16 protein-coding genes and 1 tRNA gene are annotated in these 18,396 nt (G+C 65.2%); 9 read left to right on the plus strand and 8 right to left on the minus strand.

All coding sequences use genetic code 11. The features are described 5' to 3' along the window. Positions 1–34: 34 nt before the first annotated feature. Complete coding sequence (gene topA, locus MET49242_RS03665) at positions 35–2,920, minus strand: type I DNA topoisomerase (protein WP_036280765.1); 2,886 nt, start codon at positions 2,918–2,920, stop codon at positions 35–37. Positions 2,921–3,031: 111 nt separating this feature from the next. On the opposite strand from topA, the gene MET49242_RS03670 reads away from it, so the two are divergent. The 4 genes from MET49242_RS03670 (at position 3,032) to MET49242_RS03685 (ending at position 4,398) form a co-directional block, all read left to right on the plus strand. Beyond that, positions 3,032–3,520 carry a cupin domain-containing protein gene (locus MET49242_RS03670; RefSeq protein ID WP_051134447.1) on the plus strand — a complete coding sequence of 163 codons (489 nt, stop codon included), beginning with the start codon at positions 3,032–3,034 and terminating at the stop codon, positions 3,518–3,520. A gap of 81 nt (positions 3,521–3,601) precedes the next feature. Then, positions 3,602–3,675 (plus strand) — tRNA-Cys (locus MET49242_RS03675). Positions 3,676–3,794: 119 nt separating this feature from the next. Beyond that, positions 3,795–3,998 (plus strand): hypothetical protein, encoded by a 204-nt coding sequence (locus MET49242_RS03680; RefSeq protein ID WP_036286771.1) that lies wholly within the window; start codon positions 3,795–3,797, stop codon positions 3,996–3,998. 100 nt (positions 3,999–4,098) lie between these two features. Further along, positions 4,099–4,398 carry a hypothetical protein gene (locus MET49242_RS03685; RefSeq protein WP_036280767.1) on the plus strand — a complete coding sequence of 100 codons (300 nt, stop codon included), beginning with the start codon at positions 4,099–4,101 and terminating at the stop codon, positions 4,396–4,398. Positions 4,399–4,406: 8 nt separating this feature from the next. Here the strand turns inward: MET49242_RS03685 and MET49242_RS03690 are convergent, their stop codons facing one another. The 6 genes from MET49242_RS03690 to MET49242_RS03720 form a co-directional block, all read right to left on the minus strand. Beyond that, on the minus strand, positions 4,407–6,338 hold the full coding sequence (locus MET49242_RS03690) for an AsmA family protein (RefSeq protein ID WP_084678866.1): 1,932 nt from the start codon (positions 6,336–6,338) through the stop codon (positions 4,407–4,409). A gap of 211 nt (positions 6,339–6,549) precedes the next feature. Next, complete coding sequence (locus MET49242_RS03695; protein WP_036280769.1) at positions 6,550–7,539, minus strand: DUF2865 domain-containing protein; 990 nt, start codon at positions 7,537–7,539, stop codon at positions 6,550–6,552. Positions 7,540–7,655: 116 nt separating this feature from the next. After that, positions 7,656–8,096: a response regulator gene (locus MET49242_RS03700; RefSeq protein WP_051133979.1), complete on the minus strand. Its 441-nt coding sequence runs from the start codon at positions 8,094–8,096 to the stop codon at positions 7,656–7,658. Between the two features lie 68 nt (positions 8,097–8,164). Next, on the minus strand, positions 8,165–8,563 hold the full coding sequence (locus tag MET49242_RS03705; RefSeq protein WP_244430678.1) for a DUF423 domain-containing protein: 399 nt from the start codon (positions 8,561–8,563) through the stop codon (positions 8,165–8,167). 25 nt (positions 8,564–8,588) lie between these two features. Continuing rightward, complete coding sequence (locus tag MET49242_RS03710; protein ID WP_036280773.1) at positions 8,589–10,139, minus strand: undecaprenyl-phosphate glucose phosphotransferase; 1,551 nt, start codon at positions 10,137–10,139, stop codon at positions 8,589–8,591. A 383-nt stretch (positions 10,140–10,522) separates the two neighbouring features. Further along, positions 10,523–11,119: a polysaccharide biosynthesis/export family protein gene (locus MET49242_RS03720; RefSeq protein WP_051133980.1), complete on the minus strand. Its 597-nt coding sequence runs from the start codon at positions 11,117–11,119 to the stop codon at positions 10,523–10,525. Positions 11,120–11,280: 161 nt separating this feature from the next. Here MET49242_RS03720 and MET49242_RS03725 point away from each other — a divergent pair, with 161 nt between their 5' ends. Next, positions 11,281–13,359, plus strand: a complete 2,079-nt coding sequence (locus MET49242_RS03725; protein ID WP_036280776.1) for an exopolysaccharide transport family protein — start codon at positions 11,281–11,283, stop codon at positions 13,357–13,359. 7 nt (positions 13,360–13,366) lie between these two features. On the opposite strand, the gene MET49242_RS03730 is transcribed toward MET49242_RS03725, so the two are convergent. Then, the gene (locus tag MET49242_RS03730; protein WP_051133981.1) at positions 13,367–14,557 is read right to left on the minus strand and encodes a GNAT family N-acetyltransferase; all 1,191 of its coding nucleotides are present in this window, start codon (positions 14,555–14,557) and stop codon (positions 13,367–13,369) included. A gap of 116 nt (positions 14,558–14,673) precedes the next feature. Here MET49242_RS03730 and MET49242_RS03735 point away from each other — a divergent pair, with 116 nt between their 5' ends. The 4 genes from MET49242_RS03735 (at position 14,674) to MET49242_RS26335 (ending at position 18,363) form a co-directional block, all read left to right on the plus strand. Next, entirely contained in the window at positions 14,674–15,729 is a 1,056-nt protein-coding gene (locus tag MET49242_RS03735) for a polysaccharide deacetylase family protein (protein WP_051133982.1), read from the plus strand. A 112-nt stretch (positions 15,730–15,841) separates the two neighbouring features. Then, positions 15,842–16,729 (plus strand): J domain-containing protein, encoded by an 888-nt coding sequence (locus tag MET49242_RS03740; RefSeq protein ID WP_036280777.1) that lies wholly within the window; start codon positions 15,842–15,844, stop codon positions 16,727–16,729. A gap of 69 nt (positions 16,730–16,798) precedes the next feature. Further along, the gene (locus tag MET49242_RS03745; RefSeq protein ID WP_036280779.1) at positions 16,799–18,034 is read left to right on the plus strand and encodes a M48 family metallopeptidase; all 1,236 of its coding nucleotides are present in this window, start codon (positions 16,799–16,801) and stop codon (positions 18,032–18,034) included. Positions 18,035–18,237: 203 nt separating this feature from the next. Continuing rightward, the gene (locus MET49242_RS26335; RefSeq protein ID WP_255679618.1) at positions 18,238–18,363 is read left to right on the plus strand and encodes a hypothetical protein; all 126 of its coding nucleotides are present in this window, start codon (positions 18,238–18,240) and stop codon (positions 18,361–18,363) included. Positions 18,364–18,396 lie beyond the last annotated feature (33 nt).

Genomic DNA, 18,396 nt, shown 5'->3' on the forward strand with positions numbered 1-18,396 from the left:
ATTGCCGGGGCGCGGCGCGCGAGGGGAAAGCCGCCTATTTCGAGGCGGCTTTTTTCGTGGGTGTCTTTTTCGTCGCCGCTTTCTTCGCGGGCGCCTTTTTGGCGGGCGCGGCTTTCCTGACCGGCTTCGCGTCCGCGAAGGGCGTTTCGTCGCTGTCCTCGATCACCTTCTTCGCCTTGGCCGGCGCTTTCTTCGCGGGCGCCTTCTTCTTCGGCGGGCCGCCCTTGGCGTCGATCAGCTTGATGGCCTCGTCGAGCGTCACGTCTTCCGCCGACATGCTCTTGGGCAGGGTCGCGTTGATCTTGCCGAGATTGACGTAAGGGCCGAAGCGGCCCGCGCGCACGGTGATGGTTCCGCCGTCCGGATGCTCGCCGAGCGCCCGCCCGCCCGTAGCGCCGCCGCCCGCCGCCTTCGCGGAGATCATTTCCAGCGCCTGTTCGAGCGTCAGCGTCGCGGGGTCGATGTCCTTGGGGATGGTCGCGTTGACTTTCTTCCAGTTGACGTAAGGCCCGAAACGCCCGGACTTCACCGTCACGCCGCCGCCCTCGGGATGGTCGCCGAGAGTCCGGCCGGGTTCGGAGGCGCGTCCGAAGCGCGAGCCGCCGGCGCCCGATTCCTTCTGCACGATGAGGTCGATCGCGCGATTGGCGCCGATCGTCAGCACGTCGTCGTCACGACCGACATTGGCGTAGGTCTTGCCGTGCTGAACGTATGGCCCGAAACGGCCGATATTGACGACAATTGGCTCGCCGGTGGTCGGATGTCTGGCGACCTCGCGCGGCAGCGAGAGCAGGCCGATCGCCTGCTGAAGCGTGAGGTCGTCCGGCTTGATGGTCTTGGGCACGGAGGCCCGCTTGGGCTTTTCGGCCCCTTCCTCCTGCTCGCCCTCCTGCACATAGGCGCCGAAGCGGCCGTCGCGCAGCGTGACTTCGGCGCCGGTCTCCGGATTGACGCCCAGAACCTTTACGCCCGGACGCGCGCTTTCCGCCGCGTCGCCCGTGGGCGGCGACAAAGTGCGCGTGTAGCGGCATTCGGGATAGTTCGAGCAGCCGATGAAGGCGCCGAACTTGCCGACCTTCAGAGAGAGCTGGCCACTGTTGCAGGCGGGGCAGAGGCGGGGATCGGAGCCGTCTTCCTTCGCCGGAAAGATATGCGGCCCCAAAAGATCGTTGAGACTGTCGAGCACCTGCGTCGTGCGCAGATCCTTCGTCTCGTTCACCGCCGCGGAAAAATCCTGCCAGAAGTCGCGCAGGACCTGCTTCCAGTCGATCTCGTTGTTGGAGACGAGGTCGAGCTTCTCTTCGAGCGAGGCCGTGAAGTCGAACTCCACATACCGCGAAAAGAAGCTTTCGAGAAAGGCGACGACGAGGCGGCCCTTGTCCTCCGGCATGAGGCGCTTCTTGTCGAGCCGCACATAATCGCGGTCGCGCAGCGTCGCCAGCGTCGAGGCGTAGGTCGAAGGCCGGCCAATGCCAAGCTCCTCCATACGCTTTACCAGCGTCGCCTCGGTGAAGCGCGGCGGCGGCTCGGTGAAATGCTGGGTGGCGTCGATCTTTTCGCGCGCGCAGGGCTCGCCCTGCGCCATCGCGGGCAGGCGGCCGCCATCCTCGTCCTGATCGTCGTCGCGGCCTTCCTGATAAAGTTCGAGGAAGCCGGGAAAGCGCACAACCTGACCCGTGGCGCGCAGCTCCAGCATTCTGGCGCCCGCCCTGGCGTCGATGTCGACGGTGGTGCGCTCCAGCTCGGCGGACTCCATCTGGCTCGCGATGGTGCGGGTCCAGATCAGCTCGTAGAGCCTGGCCTGATCCGGCTCGAGATATCTCGCGATCTGCTTCGGCAGGCGGGCGGCGTCCGTCGGGCGGATCGCCTCATGCGCTTCCTGCGCGTTTTTCGCTTTCGCCGTGTATTTGCGCGGCGCGCCCGGCACGAAGCGGTCGCCATATTCCTTGGCGATCACACGGCGGACGCTGGCGACAGCCTCGGGCGCCATGTCGACGCCGTCGGTTCGCATATAAGTAATGAGGCCCGCCGTTTCGCCGCCGATGTCGACGCCCTCGTAAAGCCGCTGCGCGATCCGCATGGTGATGGCCGGCGCGAAGCCGAGCTTGCGGGACGCTTCCTGTTGCAGCGTCGAAGTGGTGAAGGGCGCGTAGGGATGGCGCTTCACCGGCTTGGCTTCCACCGAGCGCACCGTGAAGGTCGCGGCGTCGAGCGACTTCTTGAAATCCTCGGCCTCTTGGCCGGCGCCGATGTCGAGGCGCGAGATTTTCTTGCCGTCCGCGCCGACGAGGCGCGCGGTGAAGGGTTCGCCCGCCTTGGTCTTCAGATGCGCGACGAGCGACCAGTATTCGCGCGGGACGAATTTCTCGATTTCCAGCTCGCGGTCGCAGACGAGGCGCAGCGCCACCGACTGCACGCGGCCGGCCGAACGCGCGCCGGGGAGCTTTCGCCAAAGCACCGGCGACAGGGTGAAGCCCACGAGATAATCGAGCGCGCGGCGGGCGAGATAGGCGTCGACCAGCGCCTGGTCGATCTCTCGCGGATGAGCCATCGCCTCCTTGATCGCGTCCTTGGTGACGGCGTTGAAGACGACGCGCTCGATCTTCTTGTCCTTCAGGACGCGCTTCTTGTTGAGGATGTCGAGCAGATGCCACGAGATGGCCTCGCCCTCGCGATCCGGGTCGGTCGCCAGAATGACCTTGTCGGCGCCCTTTACGGCGTCGGCGATCGCCGAGACGCGCTTGGCGCCTTTGGCGTCCATTTCCCAGATCATCGCGAAATCGGCGTCGGGATCGACCGATCCGTCCTTGGGAGGCAGGTCGCGAACATGGCCGTAGCAGGCGATCACATTGAAATCGCGGCCCAAATACTTGTTGATGGTTTGCGCTTTGGCCGCCGACTCAACGATAACGACATTCATTCGATTGTCCCGATCTGGCGGTCCCGCCCTGGAGCGCCGGGGCGGGAACATGGTCAAAATGGGCCGCGCCTGTCAAATATGAAGGCGGGGGAGGGGGAGGGAGCGCATCCGATGACCAGCGAAACCGGGGACCGGCCAACCGTGGCCATGGCCCGAGAAATCGCGCCGCGGAGCCGGCGTTCCGTATATCCGGAACCCTTCGCCGCGCTGATGGACCGACGCGAGAAGCGCGCGCTCGGCGATTTCTTCGGCCTGACCAATTTCGGCGTGAACCTCACCACGATCGCCCCCGGCGGACAATCAGCGCTGCTGCACCGCCACAGCCGGCAGGATGAGTTCGTTTACATCCTCGAGGGCGCGCCGACGCTCGTGCTGGAGGACCGGGAGATCGCGCTGCAGGCGGGCATGTGCGCGGGTTTTCCGGCGCGGGGCGCCGCTCATTGCCTCGTGAACCGCACCGACGCGACCGTGGTTTATCTCGAAATCGGCGACCGCGCCGCCGGCGACGAGGCGAGCTATCCGAATGACGACCTGAAGGCTGCGATGGGCGAAGACGGCCGCTGGATTTTTACCCACAGGGATGGTCGTCCCTATGAATAGTGCAACGCACATACTTGCCGGCGCCAGCGGCCTCCTGTAAGAGCGGGCTCAGGCGAAGCGCGTCGCGCCTTTCGCACGGATGGCCTCGTGGCGGAGTGGCTACGCAGAGGACTGCAAATCCTTGTACGGGGGTTCGATTCCCTCCGAGGCCTCCAGACGCTGCGACGCATCACGGTCCGGAACGAGAAATCTCCCGGCGGACCCCCGCTAAAATGTTGAGTTGGCGCCCGTCGCCGCAATCAAGAAACTATTCCTAGCCCATCGAGAGGGAAAAATGCTGCACGCTCTCATTGCCGACGCACAGGCCCGGTTGGACGAAGCCCGCCGCGAACTGCGTCTCGCCGCCATCAATTTCGACGTCTCCGACGAAGAGCTCCTCGAAATGCGCGCCAGGGCCCGCAAGGTCTACGAGGAGCTCGCCGCCCTCGACCGAAAGTTCCTCAGGAAGGGCCTGTTCGGCTTCCTGAAATTCTGGTGATCGGCTTCGCGGCGAAAACCGCATCTTGCTTCCGGCGCTTGCGCGCCCACCATAAGTCGTAAAGGGCGCCATCGCGCGCCGCCTGCGACGAGGAAGAAAGATGATCAGCCCCGATACGCCTCCTGGCGCCGAGGTCGTCTGTGTGGACGCCAGCGCCGGACCTTACGGCGACGGCGGCCTGCGGCGCGGGGCGGTCTACACGGTGGATCGCATCGCCCGCGGCATAGACGGCGGCCATGTCGTGCTGCTCGTCGAGATTCCCCCCTGGCAGACCTACTCGCCCCCCTGGGGCGTCGTGGGAATCGGCTTCGAGCTGAAGCGTTTCCGTTATCTCGATATTCCTCGATCACTGACCGAATTGCTCGAGACGGCGCCGCAGGAGGTCGAAGACACGGCGTGACCAACGGCTCACGGCGCTGGCGGTTCCGCCGTCGGCGCCGGCTCGTCGCGCGGCAGGAGCGGCGCGGCGGCGCCGGAGCGGCGGATGAAGGCCTGAGGGTCGGGCGTCAGCGAAAGTTCGTCCCAGCCGCCCGCAAGCTCGAAGGCGATGTGCAGGCCCTTGTCGCGTGGCTTGCCCGCGCTGTCCGCCTCGCCGGCGACGGCCTTGATCGACAGGCTGCGTTCCGAAAAATTGGCGGCGCCGGTGAAGGCGAGCGCGAAGCCGGGCCCGCGCGCGAGACCGTCCTCGATAACGCCGACGCCTTTCTCGAAGGCGATCGTCGCGCTGGCCTTCTCCAGCGGCGAGGCGCCCGAGCGAATGTCCTGCGCGCTGGCGAGCGGCCGTTTTTCGAGGCGGCGCAGCGCGCGTTCGAAATCGACGCCGGCGATCTCTCCTTCCGAGAGGCCCAGCGTCGCGCGCCCGCTCAGGCTGCGCATCAGCGTCGCCATATTTTCCCCTGCGGCGTCGATCGCTACGGTCGAATCGAGCGCGCCGCCGATCGCCTGCTTGCCGAAAGCATCCCAGAGCAGCGCGCCGGCGTCGACGCCATTGGTTTGCGCTGAGGCATGGACGGAAAGCCCGCCGTCAGCCGGCCGAAAAGCGGCCCGCGCCTTGATTTTCCCGCGATAAGCCTGCGCTTGCGTCAGGGCGAGATCGAGCGCGCCGTCGCGGAGCGTGAGGTCGAGCGCCGCGTCGTCGATGGTGAGACGACCGAGCCGGGCGTGAGCCGCGTCGATATGCATGTCGACATCCGCGCCCGAGAGGTCGGGCGGATCGAAGGCCTCGCGGCTCCATTGTCCGTCCGGCGCAAGGAGCGCCGGGGCGTCGGACAGCATGGGCTTGAGCGACACGAAATCGCTTTTCAGCGCGCCTGTGAGGTGGAGGCGTTCATCGTCCCGGCGCAGACCCAGCGCGCCGGCAAATTCATTGCCGTCGATGAAGAGACGCAACTCTTTGAGCTGGGCCTCGCGCGGGCCGAGATAGGCCTGCGCGGAAAATTGCGCGTCGCCGAAGGGGCCGGGCAGGGGCGCGGAGAGGCCGAAGACCCCGAGCGCTTGCCGCACCGAGGGCGACGACCCGGCGACATGCCCGTAGAATCGCGCGTTGAGGCCCGTCTGCGCGACGCCCTGCGCCTCCAGTCGCACGCTCTCGCCGTCGAGCCGGGCAGTCGCCACCGATTGCTCGCCGCGCAAAAGCATGGCGGGGCGCGCGACCCACAGCACGGTCTGGAGCCGCTCGCCCCGCCAATCGAAACTCGCGGTGAAGGTCGCCGCCTCGCCGATCCTGCGCCAGTCCAGCGACGCGTCGATCCTGTCGGCCGCATAGTCCTGTCCGAGACGCCGGACGCGCAGGGAGCCGTCGACGATGGCGATGACGCCGAGCCGCACATTGTCGGCTTTCTGCGCTTCCGGCGTCGCCGGCCGCGTGGCCGCCGCGCGCGCCGCGGCGCCGGGCGCGTCGATCGGCTTCTGGTCCAGATCGAGTCTCGCGCGGGGTCTGACAAGGGCGAGCGAATCTACCTCGAGGCGTCCGGCGAAAAGCGGAAACAGTTTGAGGACGCCATGCAGCTGGTCGGCCTCGATGATCAGCGCGCCATTACGGTCGGCGAAGGCGACGCCCTGAATTGAAATGTGCGGGCGCGGGGTCAGCGAGAGCGTCGTGCGGCCGCGCGTGGCGACGTAAAGGCCGGACGAGGTCTGCAACTGGCCGGAGATGGCGTCGAGCAGGGCGGTCGGAGAAAAGAGCCAGGGCGCGAGCGCCGCCGCCGCTGCGACGACGCCGACAAGGATCGCGAGGGCGGCCGCCAGAAACCGCGTCCACCCCGAGCGGAGCGCGCGCGCGAATCTGCCGCGCCTTCTTAATTCAACATTGGTTTGATCGCGTTCCGCCGAGGGCGACAAGCGCTCTTGCTCCTACGCCAACTTTTCTTCGCCTTGTCGCGGCTAAGCGCGGCGAGAAAGTGGCGGAGCGCGTAAATCCTGCTGAACGGGAGCGCCCCGGGACAGCCGCCTGGAGCGCGTTCAGGAAAAGTGTCGGCGGTTTTCCGTTCGAACGCGCGACAAGATATGGAGCGGGACCAAATCCGGCGAATTCGAATTCGCCGGATTTGGTCTAGAGATCAGCGTCCCGGCGATGGCTGTTGCGGCGATGGTCGTTGTTCATCACCGCGAGTCGTCCCACAGGCGTTTTCAGCGCGCGCTCGATCGCGAACAATGCGCTGCGATTCGAGAGCGGCACATCGCGAGTCTCGGCAAGAGCGAGGAAGTCGGACTGCTTGAACGGATAGCGGCTGCCGCGCTTTACCACGCGAATACCCTGCGGCGTCACCACAGTGTCGCCGGGGCGCAGCGTCGAATCGCCGAGGAATGCGCTGGTCACGCCGAGGCTGTCGACGGCGGACTGGCAGGCGCAGCTTCTGGACCTGGCGTCGGCCGGATTGAGGCGGGCGACGAGCTGCGCGTATGTGTCGCCGCCCCTGGCCGCCTTTGCGTCCTCGATCCTGTCGGAGCCGGCCGCCATCACGAAGAGCTGGGGCTGCGCTCCGGGACAGAGCCTTTCGCAGGTCGCCTGCTGGGCCGGAATATCCGACTCACGGTACAGTCTCGCGACAGGGAAGTAATAGCCGTCGCAGCCGCGCACGCAGATCGTGCGGCGGCTCGTGGCCGCTGTCGTCTTTGGCGTCGTGGCGGAGGCTTCCGCGAAAGAGAGGGTCTCGATCCCGGCGGGGCGCCGCAGCGCAGCCGCGTCACGCTCCGTCGTCGACTGTTGATGGCGGCCGACGACGCGCCGGCGCGCCTGGGCGTCGCGCGCGTGATGTCGCCATTTCGCGTGCCGCGCGTGCCGCCGATAGCCGTAATGGCTCCGGCTGGCGCCCGGGCCGCGCAGATAGCCGTTGTAGGGCAGCGTCGGGACATAGGCCGGCGAACCGCCGCCGAAAAGCGCGTCGAATAACCCGTTCGCGGCGAGGCTCTCCGGCGCCTCCAGGCCGAAAACGGCGACGCATAGCAGGGCGAGCGCGGCGCCGAGCGTGATGGCGGTTCTGGCGCGGTCGCTCCTGACGCGGGCGATGGTCGCAGCCTTGGGCAGGGAAGGCGAAGTCATGACGCAAGCTCGCGGTAACAGAAAATTAACTTTCTCTTCTCGAATGAATACAACGCGAGCGTGACAGTTTCAAGCTTATCGCCTCGTCTGCGCTTGAATTAACCCATAAAAATCAGTCAGCGACGGCCGACGCCCGCGACCTCGTCGCGCAGCGCGCGCAATATCTCTTCGACGTAGAAAGGTTTTTCGACGATCGCCCGGTCGAGATGCGCCTCCGGCAGGCCCGCCCTACCGCATCCGGTAGTGAAAACGAAAGGCAGACCACGCGCGGCGATGGCGTCGGCGACGGGGTCGATCTTTTCATGCCCGATGTTGACGTCCAGAAGGGCGAGATCAAATGAGGCGTCGCGGGCAAATCGCAACGCTTCCGCAATGTTGCGCGCCGCGCCCGCGACGACGAGCCCGAATTCGACGAGTGTTTCCTCGAGCGCCAGAGTTATGAAGGGGTCGTCCTCGACAATCAAAATCCGTCGCCCGAGCAAGGGATCGCTCGCGCTTTGCGGGGCATCGCTCGATGTCCCCGCCGGACGGAAATCGGGCGTGTCGGACACTGACATGATGTAATGGTGCGGCGGAATGCCGCGTATGTCCAGTATTTGCGCGCGTCAGTTGTAAAATGAAGCCTTCAGCGACCGCCGGGCGCAGCGCCGTCGCGCCAGCGCGCGAGGCCCCACGCCGCCCAGATAGCGAGGGCGATCCAGGAGATGATCGTCAGGCCGCCGCCCATAGGCGCCGCAAAGGGGAAAAGTTTTCCGCCCAGATAGACCCGCGCCGCGAGATCGGCGGAGAAGAGCGTCACGCCGGCCTGCAAGGCGAGGCCGGCTGCGGCGAGCCAACGCTGCATGGGCGGCTCGCTGCGCGCGAGCGCCGCGAGCGCCAGTCCTGCGCCGGCGTGGATCATGAGGAACTGGCTTGCCGTCGCGAGCAGCGGATTGGCGTCCACATGCGCCGCGGCCGCGGCCAGCGAGACGCCGGCGGCGCCCTGAAGCGCCGCGATCATCGCAATGAGGAGAACCGATCTCACAAGCGCTCCCCGGTCTGTGCGCGGCTCAATAGGCGTTTTCGGCCTTGAGCAGGGCGAAGGGCGTCATCGCCAGAATATAGATGTCGAGCAGGATCGACCAGTTCTCGATATAGTAAAGGTCGCACTCGACGCGTTTCTGGATTTTCTCGGGCGTGTCGGTCTCGCCGCGCCAGCCGTTGATCTGCGCCCAGCCCGTGAGGCCGGGCTTTACGCGATGGCGGGCGAAATAGCCGTCGACGACGTCGTCGTAGAGATGGTCCGCCGCGCGCGCGACGATCGCATGCGGGCGCGGGCCGACAAGCGACAGATTGCCCTTGAAGACGACATTGAAAAGCTGTGGCAGTTCGTCGAGCGACGTCTTGCGGATAATGCGGCCGACGCGCGTCACGCGCGGATCGCCCTTCGTCACCTGCTTCACCGCGTTGTGGTCGAGCTGGTCCACATACATCGAGCGGAATTTGTAAACCTCGATCTTCTCGTTGTTGAAGCCGTAGCGCACCTGCTTGAACAGCACCGGCCCACGTGAATCGAGCTTCACGGCGAGAGCGGTGAGCGCCATCACCGGCGAGAGCAGGATGAGGCAGATCGTTCCGACGATCTTGTCGAAAACGGATTTGACGATGACGTCCCAGTCCGCGATCGGCTTGTCGAAGACGTCGATGACCGGCACGTTGCCAATATAGGAATAGGAGCGTGGCCGAAAACGAAGCTTGTTGGTGTGCGCCGCGAGGCGAATGTCGATCGGAAGCACCCAAAGCTTGCGCAGCATTTGCAGCAGGCGGGTCTCGGCCGAGATCGGCAGAGTGAAGATCACGAGATCGAGCCGCGTGTGGCGCGCGAACTCGACGAGATCGTCGACCGTCCCGAGCTTGGGATAGCCGGCGACGACGTCGGGCGAGCGATTGTCCGTGCGGTCGTCGAAGACGCCGAGGATACGGAGATCGCCGTCATCCTGCGCCGCGAGCTCCCGAAGCACCGGGTCGGCGAGCTCGCCGCCGCCGACGATCACCGTGCGCCGATCGAGTTTGCCCTGTTGCGTGAGCATCCGCACCAGGAAGGCGAGGGCGATGCGCTCGCAAGCGAGAAGCGCAAGGCCGCTCGCATACCAGCCCAGCAGCCAGACGCGCGAGAAGGAGTCGTCGAGCTTGAAGAAGAACACCGCCGCCAGCGTGACGACGAAAACGAGCGACCAGCCCGCGGCGACCTTGAGCCCGTCACGCACAGGCGCGCGGAAAGAGGCGGTCGAGTAAAGGCCGAGGCTCTGCAGGATGATGACTGCGGTCAGCGCCATCAGCGGCATTACGACGTAATAATCGAGCGAGCGGCCCCAGATCGCCGCGACATGCCATTCGTGAATTACGAGACCGCAAACAAGCAGCATCGAAAACTCGAATAGGCGCACGAGGCCGGCGAGCACGATCGGCGAATAGGCCTTGCCCGGCGCCCCGTTGCTCGCGATCTCCGCGAGCTGCGGACTGAGGCTCCGGCTCGCGTCGGAAGCGGAGCCGGCTCCTTGCGGCTTGCGGTCGTCATTTGGCGAAACGCCTTTCATGTCGCCGACGGCGAAAGCGCACATCTTTACTCTCCTGTTCGAAGCTGCGCCGACGTAAGGTAGTTTGTGGAGCTTGTGGCGCGCAGGCTGTCGCGACAGCTGCGCAGCGCGCCGGCGGCCATTCGTCCGGGTGTGCTCGCATGGACGAATTCGGACATGGCGCCGGGCGACGGCGAGGAGGAGCGCCCCATGAGGATAAGAGTCGCGCTTTCTTCGCGGCGCCATACAAGTGTATGGCGTCGCGCGCTGTGGCCGCCTCGCGCCTGTCTACGAATGAGATCGACAACGTGCCGAAGCAGGCCGCTGACCGGGGCGCGCATGACGTCGGCTATGCGCAATCCGTTCGAGCCTCCCTTTGCCGTCCGGCGATCCCTGATGATCGCTTACGGCAAAGGTAACGCTACTTTCTAAAAAATTCTTTCCCGCACAGTGATGGTGTCGCCGGGACGCACCGGCGTGTCGAGCGGCACGCGCCCGGTCACCGGATAACCGTCGATGACGCGGGTGATGTCGGCGCCGCCCTGATAGCCGCGCGGCGAGAAGCCGCCGGCGATGGCGACGGCGGTCCTGACCGTCATGCCGTCCACGAAAGGAAATTGACCGGCGTTTGTGACTTCGCCGAGCACGAAGAAGGGGCGGAAGGCTTCGACCTCGACCGAAACTCGCGGCTCGCGAATGAAACCGTTGCGCAGGCGCGCGGCGATCTCGCGTTCGACGGCCTGAGCGTCGCGGCCCTGCACGGGAACGGAGCCGATGAGCGGCATGGCTATGCGGCCGGAGCCGTCGACGGAATAAGTGTTCGAAAGCGAGTCCTGTCCGAAAACGATGACGCGAAGCCGGTCGCCGGCCGCGAGCGTGTAAGGCTCATGCGCCGTCGCGGCAAACAGCTCGGGCTGATAGTTGCCCGGCGCCGCGCATCCGGAGAGCAGCGCAATCACGATCATGGCTGTCGCCAAAGTGAACGTCTTCGAGGCGGCTCTGTGCGAGGCGACCGTATTCGCCATTTCGGACTCGCTGATTTCTGCTGACTGACCATGAGCCGCGAAGCGACTGAGCTTTTTTTATTGTCTGATGGTTAACAAACACTCACCTGACTTGAACGTAACTGGTTAACCTAGCTTCAACCATGATCGCGTTATGAAAGGTTACTGAATTCGGAGAGGCGATGCGTTCCGGAGTTACGATCGACGCGGAGACAGCGACAAACGAAATCGATTTGTCGCGGATCGGCCGCGTTCTTCTCGAGAAGCGCTGGTGGGTGATCGGCCCGACGCTCGCCGCGCTCGTCGGCGCGCTCATCTTCGTGAATGTCGTCAAGCCGCGTTACAGCGCTGACGCGAGGCTGTTGCTCGAAAACCAGGAAAGCTTCTTGACGCGCGCCGACAAGGGCGAGCGTGCGGAATTGACCGCGCCCGACGCCGAGGCGGTGCAAAGCCAGATCCAGCTGCTCACCTCGCGCGATCTCGCGCGGCGCGTCATCAAGAAGCTCGATTTGCAGGGCAATCCGGAATTCGATCCGCTCGCCAATGGCGTCGGACCGATCACACGCGTTCTCGCGCTACTCGGAATTTCGCGCGATCCGACGCGTATGTCGCCCGAGGACCGCATCCTCGAGAAATTTTCGGAAAAGCTCGCCGTGCTCTCGCCGACGAAGACGCGCGTGCTGTCCGTTGAGTTCTCGTCGCGCAACCCCGACCTTGCCGCGCGCGCCGCCAACGCCGTCGCCGAAACCTATATAGAGATGCAGCAGGAGGCCAAGCGCGAAAACGCTCGCGCCGCGGCGCAGTCTCTGGGCACGCTCGTCGCCGAATTGCATACGCGCGTCGCGCAGGCGGAAACGCGCGTCGAGGAGTTTCGCGCGCAGACCGGGCTCCTGATCGGGGCCAATAATGTCGCCATTCCAACGCAGCAGCTCGGCGAATTGAACCAGCAGCTTTCTGCCGCCCGCGCGGCGCAGGCGGATGCGCAGGCGAAGGCGCGCATCCTGCGCGAAATGCTGCGCAGGAATCGCATCGGGGACATTCCCGACGTGTCCAACAATGAATCGATCCGCCGCATCAATGAGCAACGCGTGGCGTTGCGCGCGCAACTGGCGCTGGAGTCGCGCACGCTTCTCCCGATGCATCCGCGCATAAAGGAACTCACTGCGCAACTCATGGATCTCGACGCGCAGTGGCGCATCGCCGCGGAACGAACGGCGCGCACGCTGGAGAACGACGCCAACATCGCCGCCGCCCGCGTGGAAAATCTGACGCGCGCGCTCGACGAGCAGAAGCGCGTAACAGGCGCCGCGGGCGCCGACGAGGCGAAGCTCCGTGACCTGGAGCGCGCCGCGCGCCTGCTCAAGGATCAGCTCGAGGCCGAGTCGGCGAAATATCAGGAAGCGCTCGCCCGCGAACGCGTGAAGGCGACGCCGGCCGATGCGCGCATCATCCAGCGCGCGCTGGCGCCGCAGCTGCCGTCCTTCCCCAAGAAACTGCCGATCACGATTTTTGCGACCTTGGCCGGACTTATCCTGTCCGCCGGCGTGATCATTTCGGGCGAAATGCTGAGCGGCCGCGCGCGTGTCGCAAAGCAGGCTGCTCCTTCGCCTGAGGCGCCGGAATCGACGCCGGTGGTTGCGGCGCCGATGGAGCGGTCAGCGCCCGCGCTCGTGGAGCCGGCCGCTGAAAGCGTTCTTCCCGCAAGCGCTGAAGTCGACGCCGTCAGTGCGATCGACAAGGCGCGCGCTGCGACGAATTGCGTAAAGGTGCTCGTCACGCCATGCGAAGATGACGGAAAACCTTCGGACACGGTGATCGCGCTGGGCCGCAATCTGTCGCGGCGCGGGCGCACGCTGCTTGCCGTCGCCGATCGCGGCGCCGCCGCTTATGACGCGCTGGTGCATGCGCCGCAGGGCGCGCCGAAAGGCATGGCCGATCTCGTCACGGGAGTCGCGGACTTCGCCGAGGTCATTCATCGCGATGTGGGATCGCGCCTGCATGTCATGCCCGGCGGCGTCCATGAGGGTGAGACGCGCTACGAGCTCGCGCTCGTGGTCGATGCGCTCGCGCATACTTACGATTTCGTCGTCTTCGCGGCGTCTCGCGTCGAGGCGCGTCGCCTTGCGCCTTTCGTGGATCTCGCCTTCGTGCTCGGCGGCGATGCGGAGGCTGAGTCTTTACGTGCGGAGCTTGCGCAGGCGGGCGCCGACGCCCAGCTGCTCGAAGGCGGCGCCGGCGCCGACGATCTCGTCGCAGCGTGAGGCTTGTTTATCGTCGTCCGCGAAGCAGGCGGCGCAGGCGCGAGAATACGCGCGCGAGCGCCGGGGTCTGCTTGATGCGCCGCTTTGCGCGAAGGAAAATCACGAGCAGGGGGGCTGCGACGACGCCTTTCCATGAGGCGGGCGTCACCGTATCGCATAACTCGATCGTCTCGTCGCAGACCGCGTTCTTGTAGCGTGCTTCGCCTGCGCCGAGGTCGAAATACGTCATGCCCCGCGCGACGAGATCGCGCATCAGCGCATGCAACAGAAGATCGCCGGGCGAGCAGCGCGCGACCTCTTCATCCATGTCGAATGAATTGAGCAACGCGGAAAAACGCCCGCCGCGCGTAAGGCCGGCGTAGGTCGCGACAATACGGCCATCGACGCTGAGCGCATGGAGCTCCAGCGATCCTTCGCCGGTTTCGACGCTCAGGCGACGCAACATCTCGCGCATGCCAACGCCGTCGAAGACGCCGCCGACGCCCATGTCGGCGAAGCGCGCGGATTTCTGGTCGATCAGCGCGTTCAGAATTTCCTGCGCGCGCGGGCCGGTTTGGCGATGCTCGTAACGCAGCTCTCCCATTTCGGCGAGCCGCGCTTCTTTCTTGCGCAGTTTCTTGCGGCTTTCCTTCGACAGGCGCGCCGCAAGCTCCGCTTCGGTCGCGGGCAGGGCGACGCCATAGGCGAAACTGGCGCTCGGCATGGCGCCGGCGAAGGCGAGAGGATTTTCTATGCCCTCGAAGCGTCGCGGCTGATTTCTCAGATAATAGACGTCGGGCGGATTGGCCGCGCGCCGCGCCGCGTCGCGCAAAAGCGCACGAATGGATTTTTCGTCGAAGCGGCAGCCCGAGCGCAGCAGCGCAAGATTGAAATTGCTTTCACGCCCGCCGAGAAACATTGCGATGCGGAGCGGCCCGCGTGTGTCGATGGCGAACGGCAGAAGCGCGCGCGGACTCCCCGTCGCATCGCGCGCGACGATGATGAAGGCCTCCAGCCGCTCCTCGCGCCCGACCGTGTCGAACCATGTCGAAAGGAACAGACAGGATTGATAAGGGCTCGTCGTGGCGACGGCGGAAAGCTCCACCCACGCGGCCCGCGTGTCCGCGATATTATCGATGACGTCGATCGTGAAGGGGCGGGCGGAAACGGGTTCTGTCGCCAATTCGGCGTTCCCCGGCGTTTCCGGATTGCTAACCATGTCGCAGAATCGCCTTCGTCCAAAAACAACGCCTCAGCTTTTTAAGCATAGCTCAAGCTGCATAACAGATGCTTTGAGCATTCATCGTAAATGGCCGATTTCACGGAGGAGTGTCGATGGCAACCTGGCGGGAGCGGGCGATCCGGGCCGGCATGGGTCTGTTTCACGCCAGCGGCGCGCATCGCCTCGCCGAGCCTTTCACGCGCGGACTTGGCGCAATCCTGATGTTCCATCGGGTGCGACCCGCGACGGGCGACGCATTTGCGCCCAACGCCGGCCTGGAGATCACCCCGCAGTTTCTCGACAGCCTGCTCACGCATCTTCGCGGACGTGGTTACGACATCCTGTCGCTCGACGCGGTCCTCGCCCGGCTGGGTTCGCGCGAGGCGCCGGGGCGGCCTTTCGTCGTGCTCACCTTCGATGACGGCTATAACGATCTCGTCGATCACGCCCTGCCGATCCTCGAGCGTCATCGCGCGCCTTTCACCGCTTATGTGACGGCGGGCTTTGCGGACGGGACAGCGCGCTTGTGGTGGCTCGAACTGGAGGAGGCGCTGCGTCGCCTCGCGCGCGTCGACATTATCGTCGGCGGCCGGCGCATCGTCCGCGATTGTCGCTCCGCTCGCGAAAAAAGCGAGGCCCATGCGGATATTTATTGGGGCGTGCGCGCGGGCGACGAGACCGAGCTTATGCGCGTCGTGACGGCGCTTGCGTCGCAGGCCGGGGTCGACGCCGGAAGATTGACGAGGGAAGCCTGTCTCGACTGGAGCGGGATCGCAGCGCTGGCGCGTCACGAACTCGTGACGCTCGGCGCGCATTCCCTCACGCATCCGCGCCTTGCGAAGCTCGACGCACAGGAGTCCGCGCGCGAAATGGCTGAAAGCCGCGCGGCGATTGCGCGCGAGGTTGGCGTGGAGGCGCGTCATTTCTGCTATCCGGTCGGAGACCCGACGTCGGCGGGCCCGCGCGAATTCTCGACCGCGAGGGAACTCGGCTTTGCGAGCGCCGTGACGACGCGGCCGGGAATGATCTTTCCCGGGCATCGCGACCATTTTCATGCGCTGCCGCGCCTTTCCGTCAATGGGGGGCACCAGAGCCTGACGGCGGTCGACATTCTCCTGAGCGGCGCGCCATTCGCATTGTTGAATCGCGGCCGGCGCATCGCCGCATAATTGACGGGAGCCGGTCATTTCCTTCGATCCTTTCGACGCGCCGGTAAAGGAGCTCGGACACGGCGAGGCGCGGGGCGTCGCGGCGCCGGCGCTCGCGGCGGCAATCGGATTTATGGTTTTCTCCCTGCTGCTGATCGTCATCCTTTCCGTAACGGCGCCGGGGGAACTGGCTCCTTTGCGCGTTACCGACAAGGAGATGCGCGGCTACGCCGAGTTGGGCCGTTTTCCGCTCATGGCAGCCTCCTCCGCCGCGCAGCTGCACGCGCTTGCGTTTGTCGCGGGGCTACAGACCTTCGGCGCCTTTGCCCTGCTGGCCTTTGTCGCGGTCTTCTTCGGTTGGCGCGGCTTCGCGTCCGGGCGTGTTCGCGGATGGTCTAACGGCTATTGGGTCGCCGGCGTCATGGCGCTCTGCTTCTTTCCGTCCGTCTTTCCCGGAGTGACGGCGCAGCTTTTCGATTACGTCATCACCGCGTCGATCGGCAATCCGGTAGCGAGCCGGGCGCTGCCCGGACTGGCCGCTGCGATTTATGGCCCGCATGGGCTGAACAGCCACATGCTTCCGGCCGTATTCCTGGCCGAGCGCGCGCTGGTTGTGGCGCTGCTCGCGGCGCCCTTCTCGGTCCTTTGCCACGATCTCGCCTATCGTCTGCGCGAAGCGCTGGAGGATTTCGGCGTCATCGAGGCGGATGAGGAGCGCGATCGCCAGTCGGAACGAGCCGGCGCCGGGCGGCGCGCGCGGCAGCCGCGTCACGAGACCGGCGACGACGCGGCTGATCGGGGCGGCGGCTTCGGCCAGCGAGGGGCGCCGCCGTCCGGCGCCCCGCAAAGCGCAGACGCGCACGCCCGCGCCGTGCTCGGCGTCAGCGAGAGCGCCACGCGGCGCGAAATCGAGCGCGCCTATCGTTCGCAGATGAAGCGCGCCCATCCCGACCACGGCGGATCGGTGGAGCGGGCGGCGGCGCTCAACGCCGCGCGCGACGCGCTGCTGCGGCGCGGGTAGGGCGGGGACCCTCGCAATGCGTAATTCGTTGACCTATATTAACCGGAGCTTGTCAGCAGGAGCGGATCAATGAGCGCCATGGGCGTCGTTATTTGTGTTGCAATCGCCTTGTCGGCCGCGCTTGGCGTCTATCTGCGCATGCGGCAGACCGCCAATGTGGAGCGTCATCGCGAGGCCGTGCCGGCGGATTTCGCGCGGGAGGTTAGCCTCGACGACCACCGCCGCGCCGCGGACTACACGATTGCGCGCACGCGTTTCGGCATGGCGGAAACGATCTACGACGCCGTCGTCTCGATCCTCTGGCTCGCGCTCTGGATGGCGCCGCTCTATGCGTTCGTCTCGCATTACATCGAGCCGGGGTTGACGCGCAGCGTCGTCTTCGTCGCGGCGGTCGGCGTCGTAGGACATTTTCTCGAAATGCCTTTCTCGCTCGCCAACGCCTTCTGGCTGGAGGAGCGTTTCGGTTTCAATCGCCTCACGCCCGGCACCTTCGTGCTCGACGAGTTGAAAAGCGGGGCGCTGGCGCTCGCGATCGGGACGCCACTGCTTTATGCGATGTTCGCCCTGTTGCGCGCCATGCCCGACACCTGGTGGCTTCTCGCCTATGTCGGCTTCATGGCGCTGACGATCGCCATGACGGTGATCTATCCGACCGTCATCGCTCCGATGTTCAACAAGTTCACGCCGATGGAGGACGGTTCGACGAAGAGTCGAATGGAGGCGCTGCTCGAGCGGTGCGGCTTCGAGTCCAAAGGCCTCTTCGTGATGGACGCGTCGAAGCGCTCCAGACATGGCAATGCTTATTTCTCCGGCTTCGGCAAGGCGAAGCGGATCGTCTTCTTCGATACGCTGCTCGAAAAACATTCGCTCGAGGAGATCGAGTCCGTCCTCGCGCATGAACTCGGACACTTCAAATTCGGCCATGTCCGGCAGATGATCCTGCAGGCGGCGGTCATCGCCTTCATCGGTTTCGCCGCGCTCTACTGGGCTTTCTCGTCGGATACTTTCGCGGGCTGGTTCGGCCTGCCGAACGATCCGGGCGTCGTCCTCATCGCGCTGCTTTTCGCCAAGGAGCCGATCTCGCATTTGCTGACCCCGCTGCTTGCCTGGCGCTCGCGTCGAAACGAATTCGAGGCGGATGATTTCGCGCGCCAGATCGTCGGCAAGGAGCCGATGATCTCCGCGTTGACGCGGCTGACGCGCGACAATCTCGCGACGCTCACCCCCGATCCGCTCTATGCAAAATTCTACTTCTCGCACCCGCCAGTCCCGGTGCGGGTCGCGCAATTGCGCACTACGCAATAAGTTTTGCGAGGGCGCAATCACAGTATTGTCGCGGGGGAAACAAATTTCGCCGCGGCATTCTGCCTCATAGCGAAAAGGAATATGCGTCTTGTGCGGCGCATAAATCAGCCTATATGTGCCTGATAGGCTGCAGCTTTTACGGATATACCTGCGCTCGGCTTATGGGATTATTGTCGCAGGCGTGTCCACGTAAAAGAGACAAAATGAGCAACACGAACAATACCTCCAGCACCATGGGCCGCATGAAGGGTCTGATCTGGGTTGTTGGCGCTATCGCCCTTATCGCCACCATGATTTCGCTGGCGCCGGTCATTTCCCATCTGGGCTGACCAGGACGGCTCGCCTCATCCGCAGGCGCAGAT

This window comes from Methylocystis sp. ATCC 49242, assembly GCF_000188155.2.
Classification (GTDB): Bacteria; Pseudomonadota; Alphaproteobacteria; order Rhizobiales; family Beijerinckiaceae; genus Methylocystis.

Bases quoted from the DNA above. Each gene is read 5' to 3' on its own strand.
- MET49242_RS03720 (WP_051133980.1), bottom strand. From the start codon at position 11,119: ATGGCGAATACGGTCGCCTCGCACAGAGCCGCCTCGAAGACGTTCACT.
- MET49242_RS03740 (WP_036280777.1), top strand. From the start codon at position 15,842: ATGGTTTTCTCCCTGCTGCTGATCGTCATCCTTTCCGTAACGGCGCCG.
- MET49242_RS03730 (WP_051133981.1), bottom strand. From the start codon at position 14,557: ATGGTTAGCAATCCGGAAACGCCGGGGAACGCCGAATTGGCGACAGAA.
- MET49242_RS03725 (WP_036280776.1), top strand. From the start codon at position 11,281: ATGCGTTCCGGAGTTACGATCGACGCGGAGACAGCGACAAACGAAATC.
- MET49242_RS03670 (WP_051134447.1), top strand. From the start codon at position 3,032: ATGACCAGCGAAACCGGGGACCGGCCAACCGTGGCCATGGCCCGAGAA.
- topA (WP_036280765.1), bottom strand. From the start codon at position 2,920: ATGAATGTCGTTATCGTTGAGTCGGCGGCCAAAGCGCAAACCATCAAC.
- MET49242_RS03680 (WP_036286771.1), top strand. From the start codon at position 3,795: ATGCTGCACGCTCTCATTGCCGACGCACAGGCCCGGTTGGACGAAGCC.
- MET49242_RS03745 (WP_036280779.1), top strand. From the start codon at position 16,799: ATGAGCGCCATGGGCGTCGTTATTTGTGTTGCAATCGCCTTGTCGGCC.
- MET49242_RS26335 (WP_255679618.1), top strand. From the start codon at position 18,238: ATGAGCAACACGAACAATACCTCCAGCACCATGGGCCGCATGAAGGGT.
- MET49242_RS03735 (WP_051133982.1), top strand. From the start codon at position 14,674: ATGGCAACCTGGCGGGAGCGGGCGATCCGGGCCGGCATGGGTCTGTTT.
- MET49242_RS03710 (WP_036280773.1), bottom strand. From the start codon at position 10,139: ATGTGCGCTTTCGCCGTCGGCGACATGAAAGGCGTTTCGCCAAATGAC.
- MET49242_RS03695 (WP_036280769.1), bottom strand. From the start codon at position 7,539: ATGACTTCGCCTTCCCTGCCCAAGGCTGCGACCATCGCCCGCGTCAGG.
- MET49242_RS03685 (WP_036280767.1), top strand. From the start codon at position 4,099: ATGATCAGCCCCGATACGCCTCCTGGCGCCGAGGTCGTCTGTGTGGAC.
- MET49242_RS03700 (WP_051133979.1), bottom strand. From the start codon at position 8,096: ATGTCAGTGTCCGACACGCCCGATTTCCGTCCGGCGGGGACATCGAGC.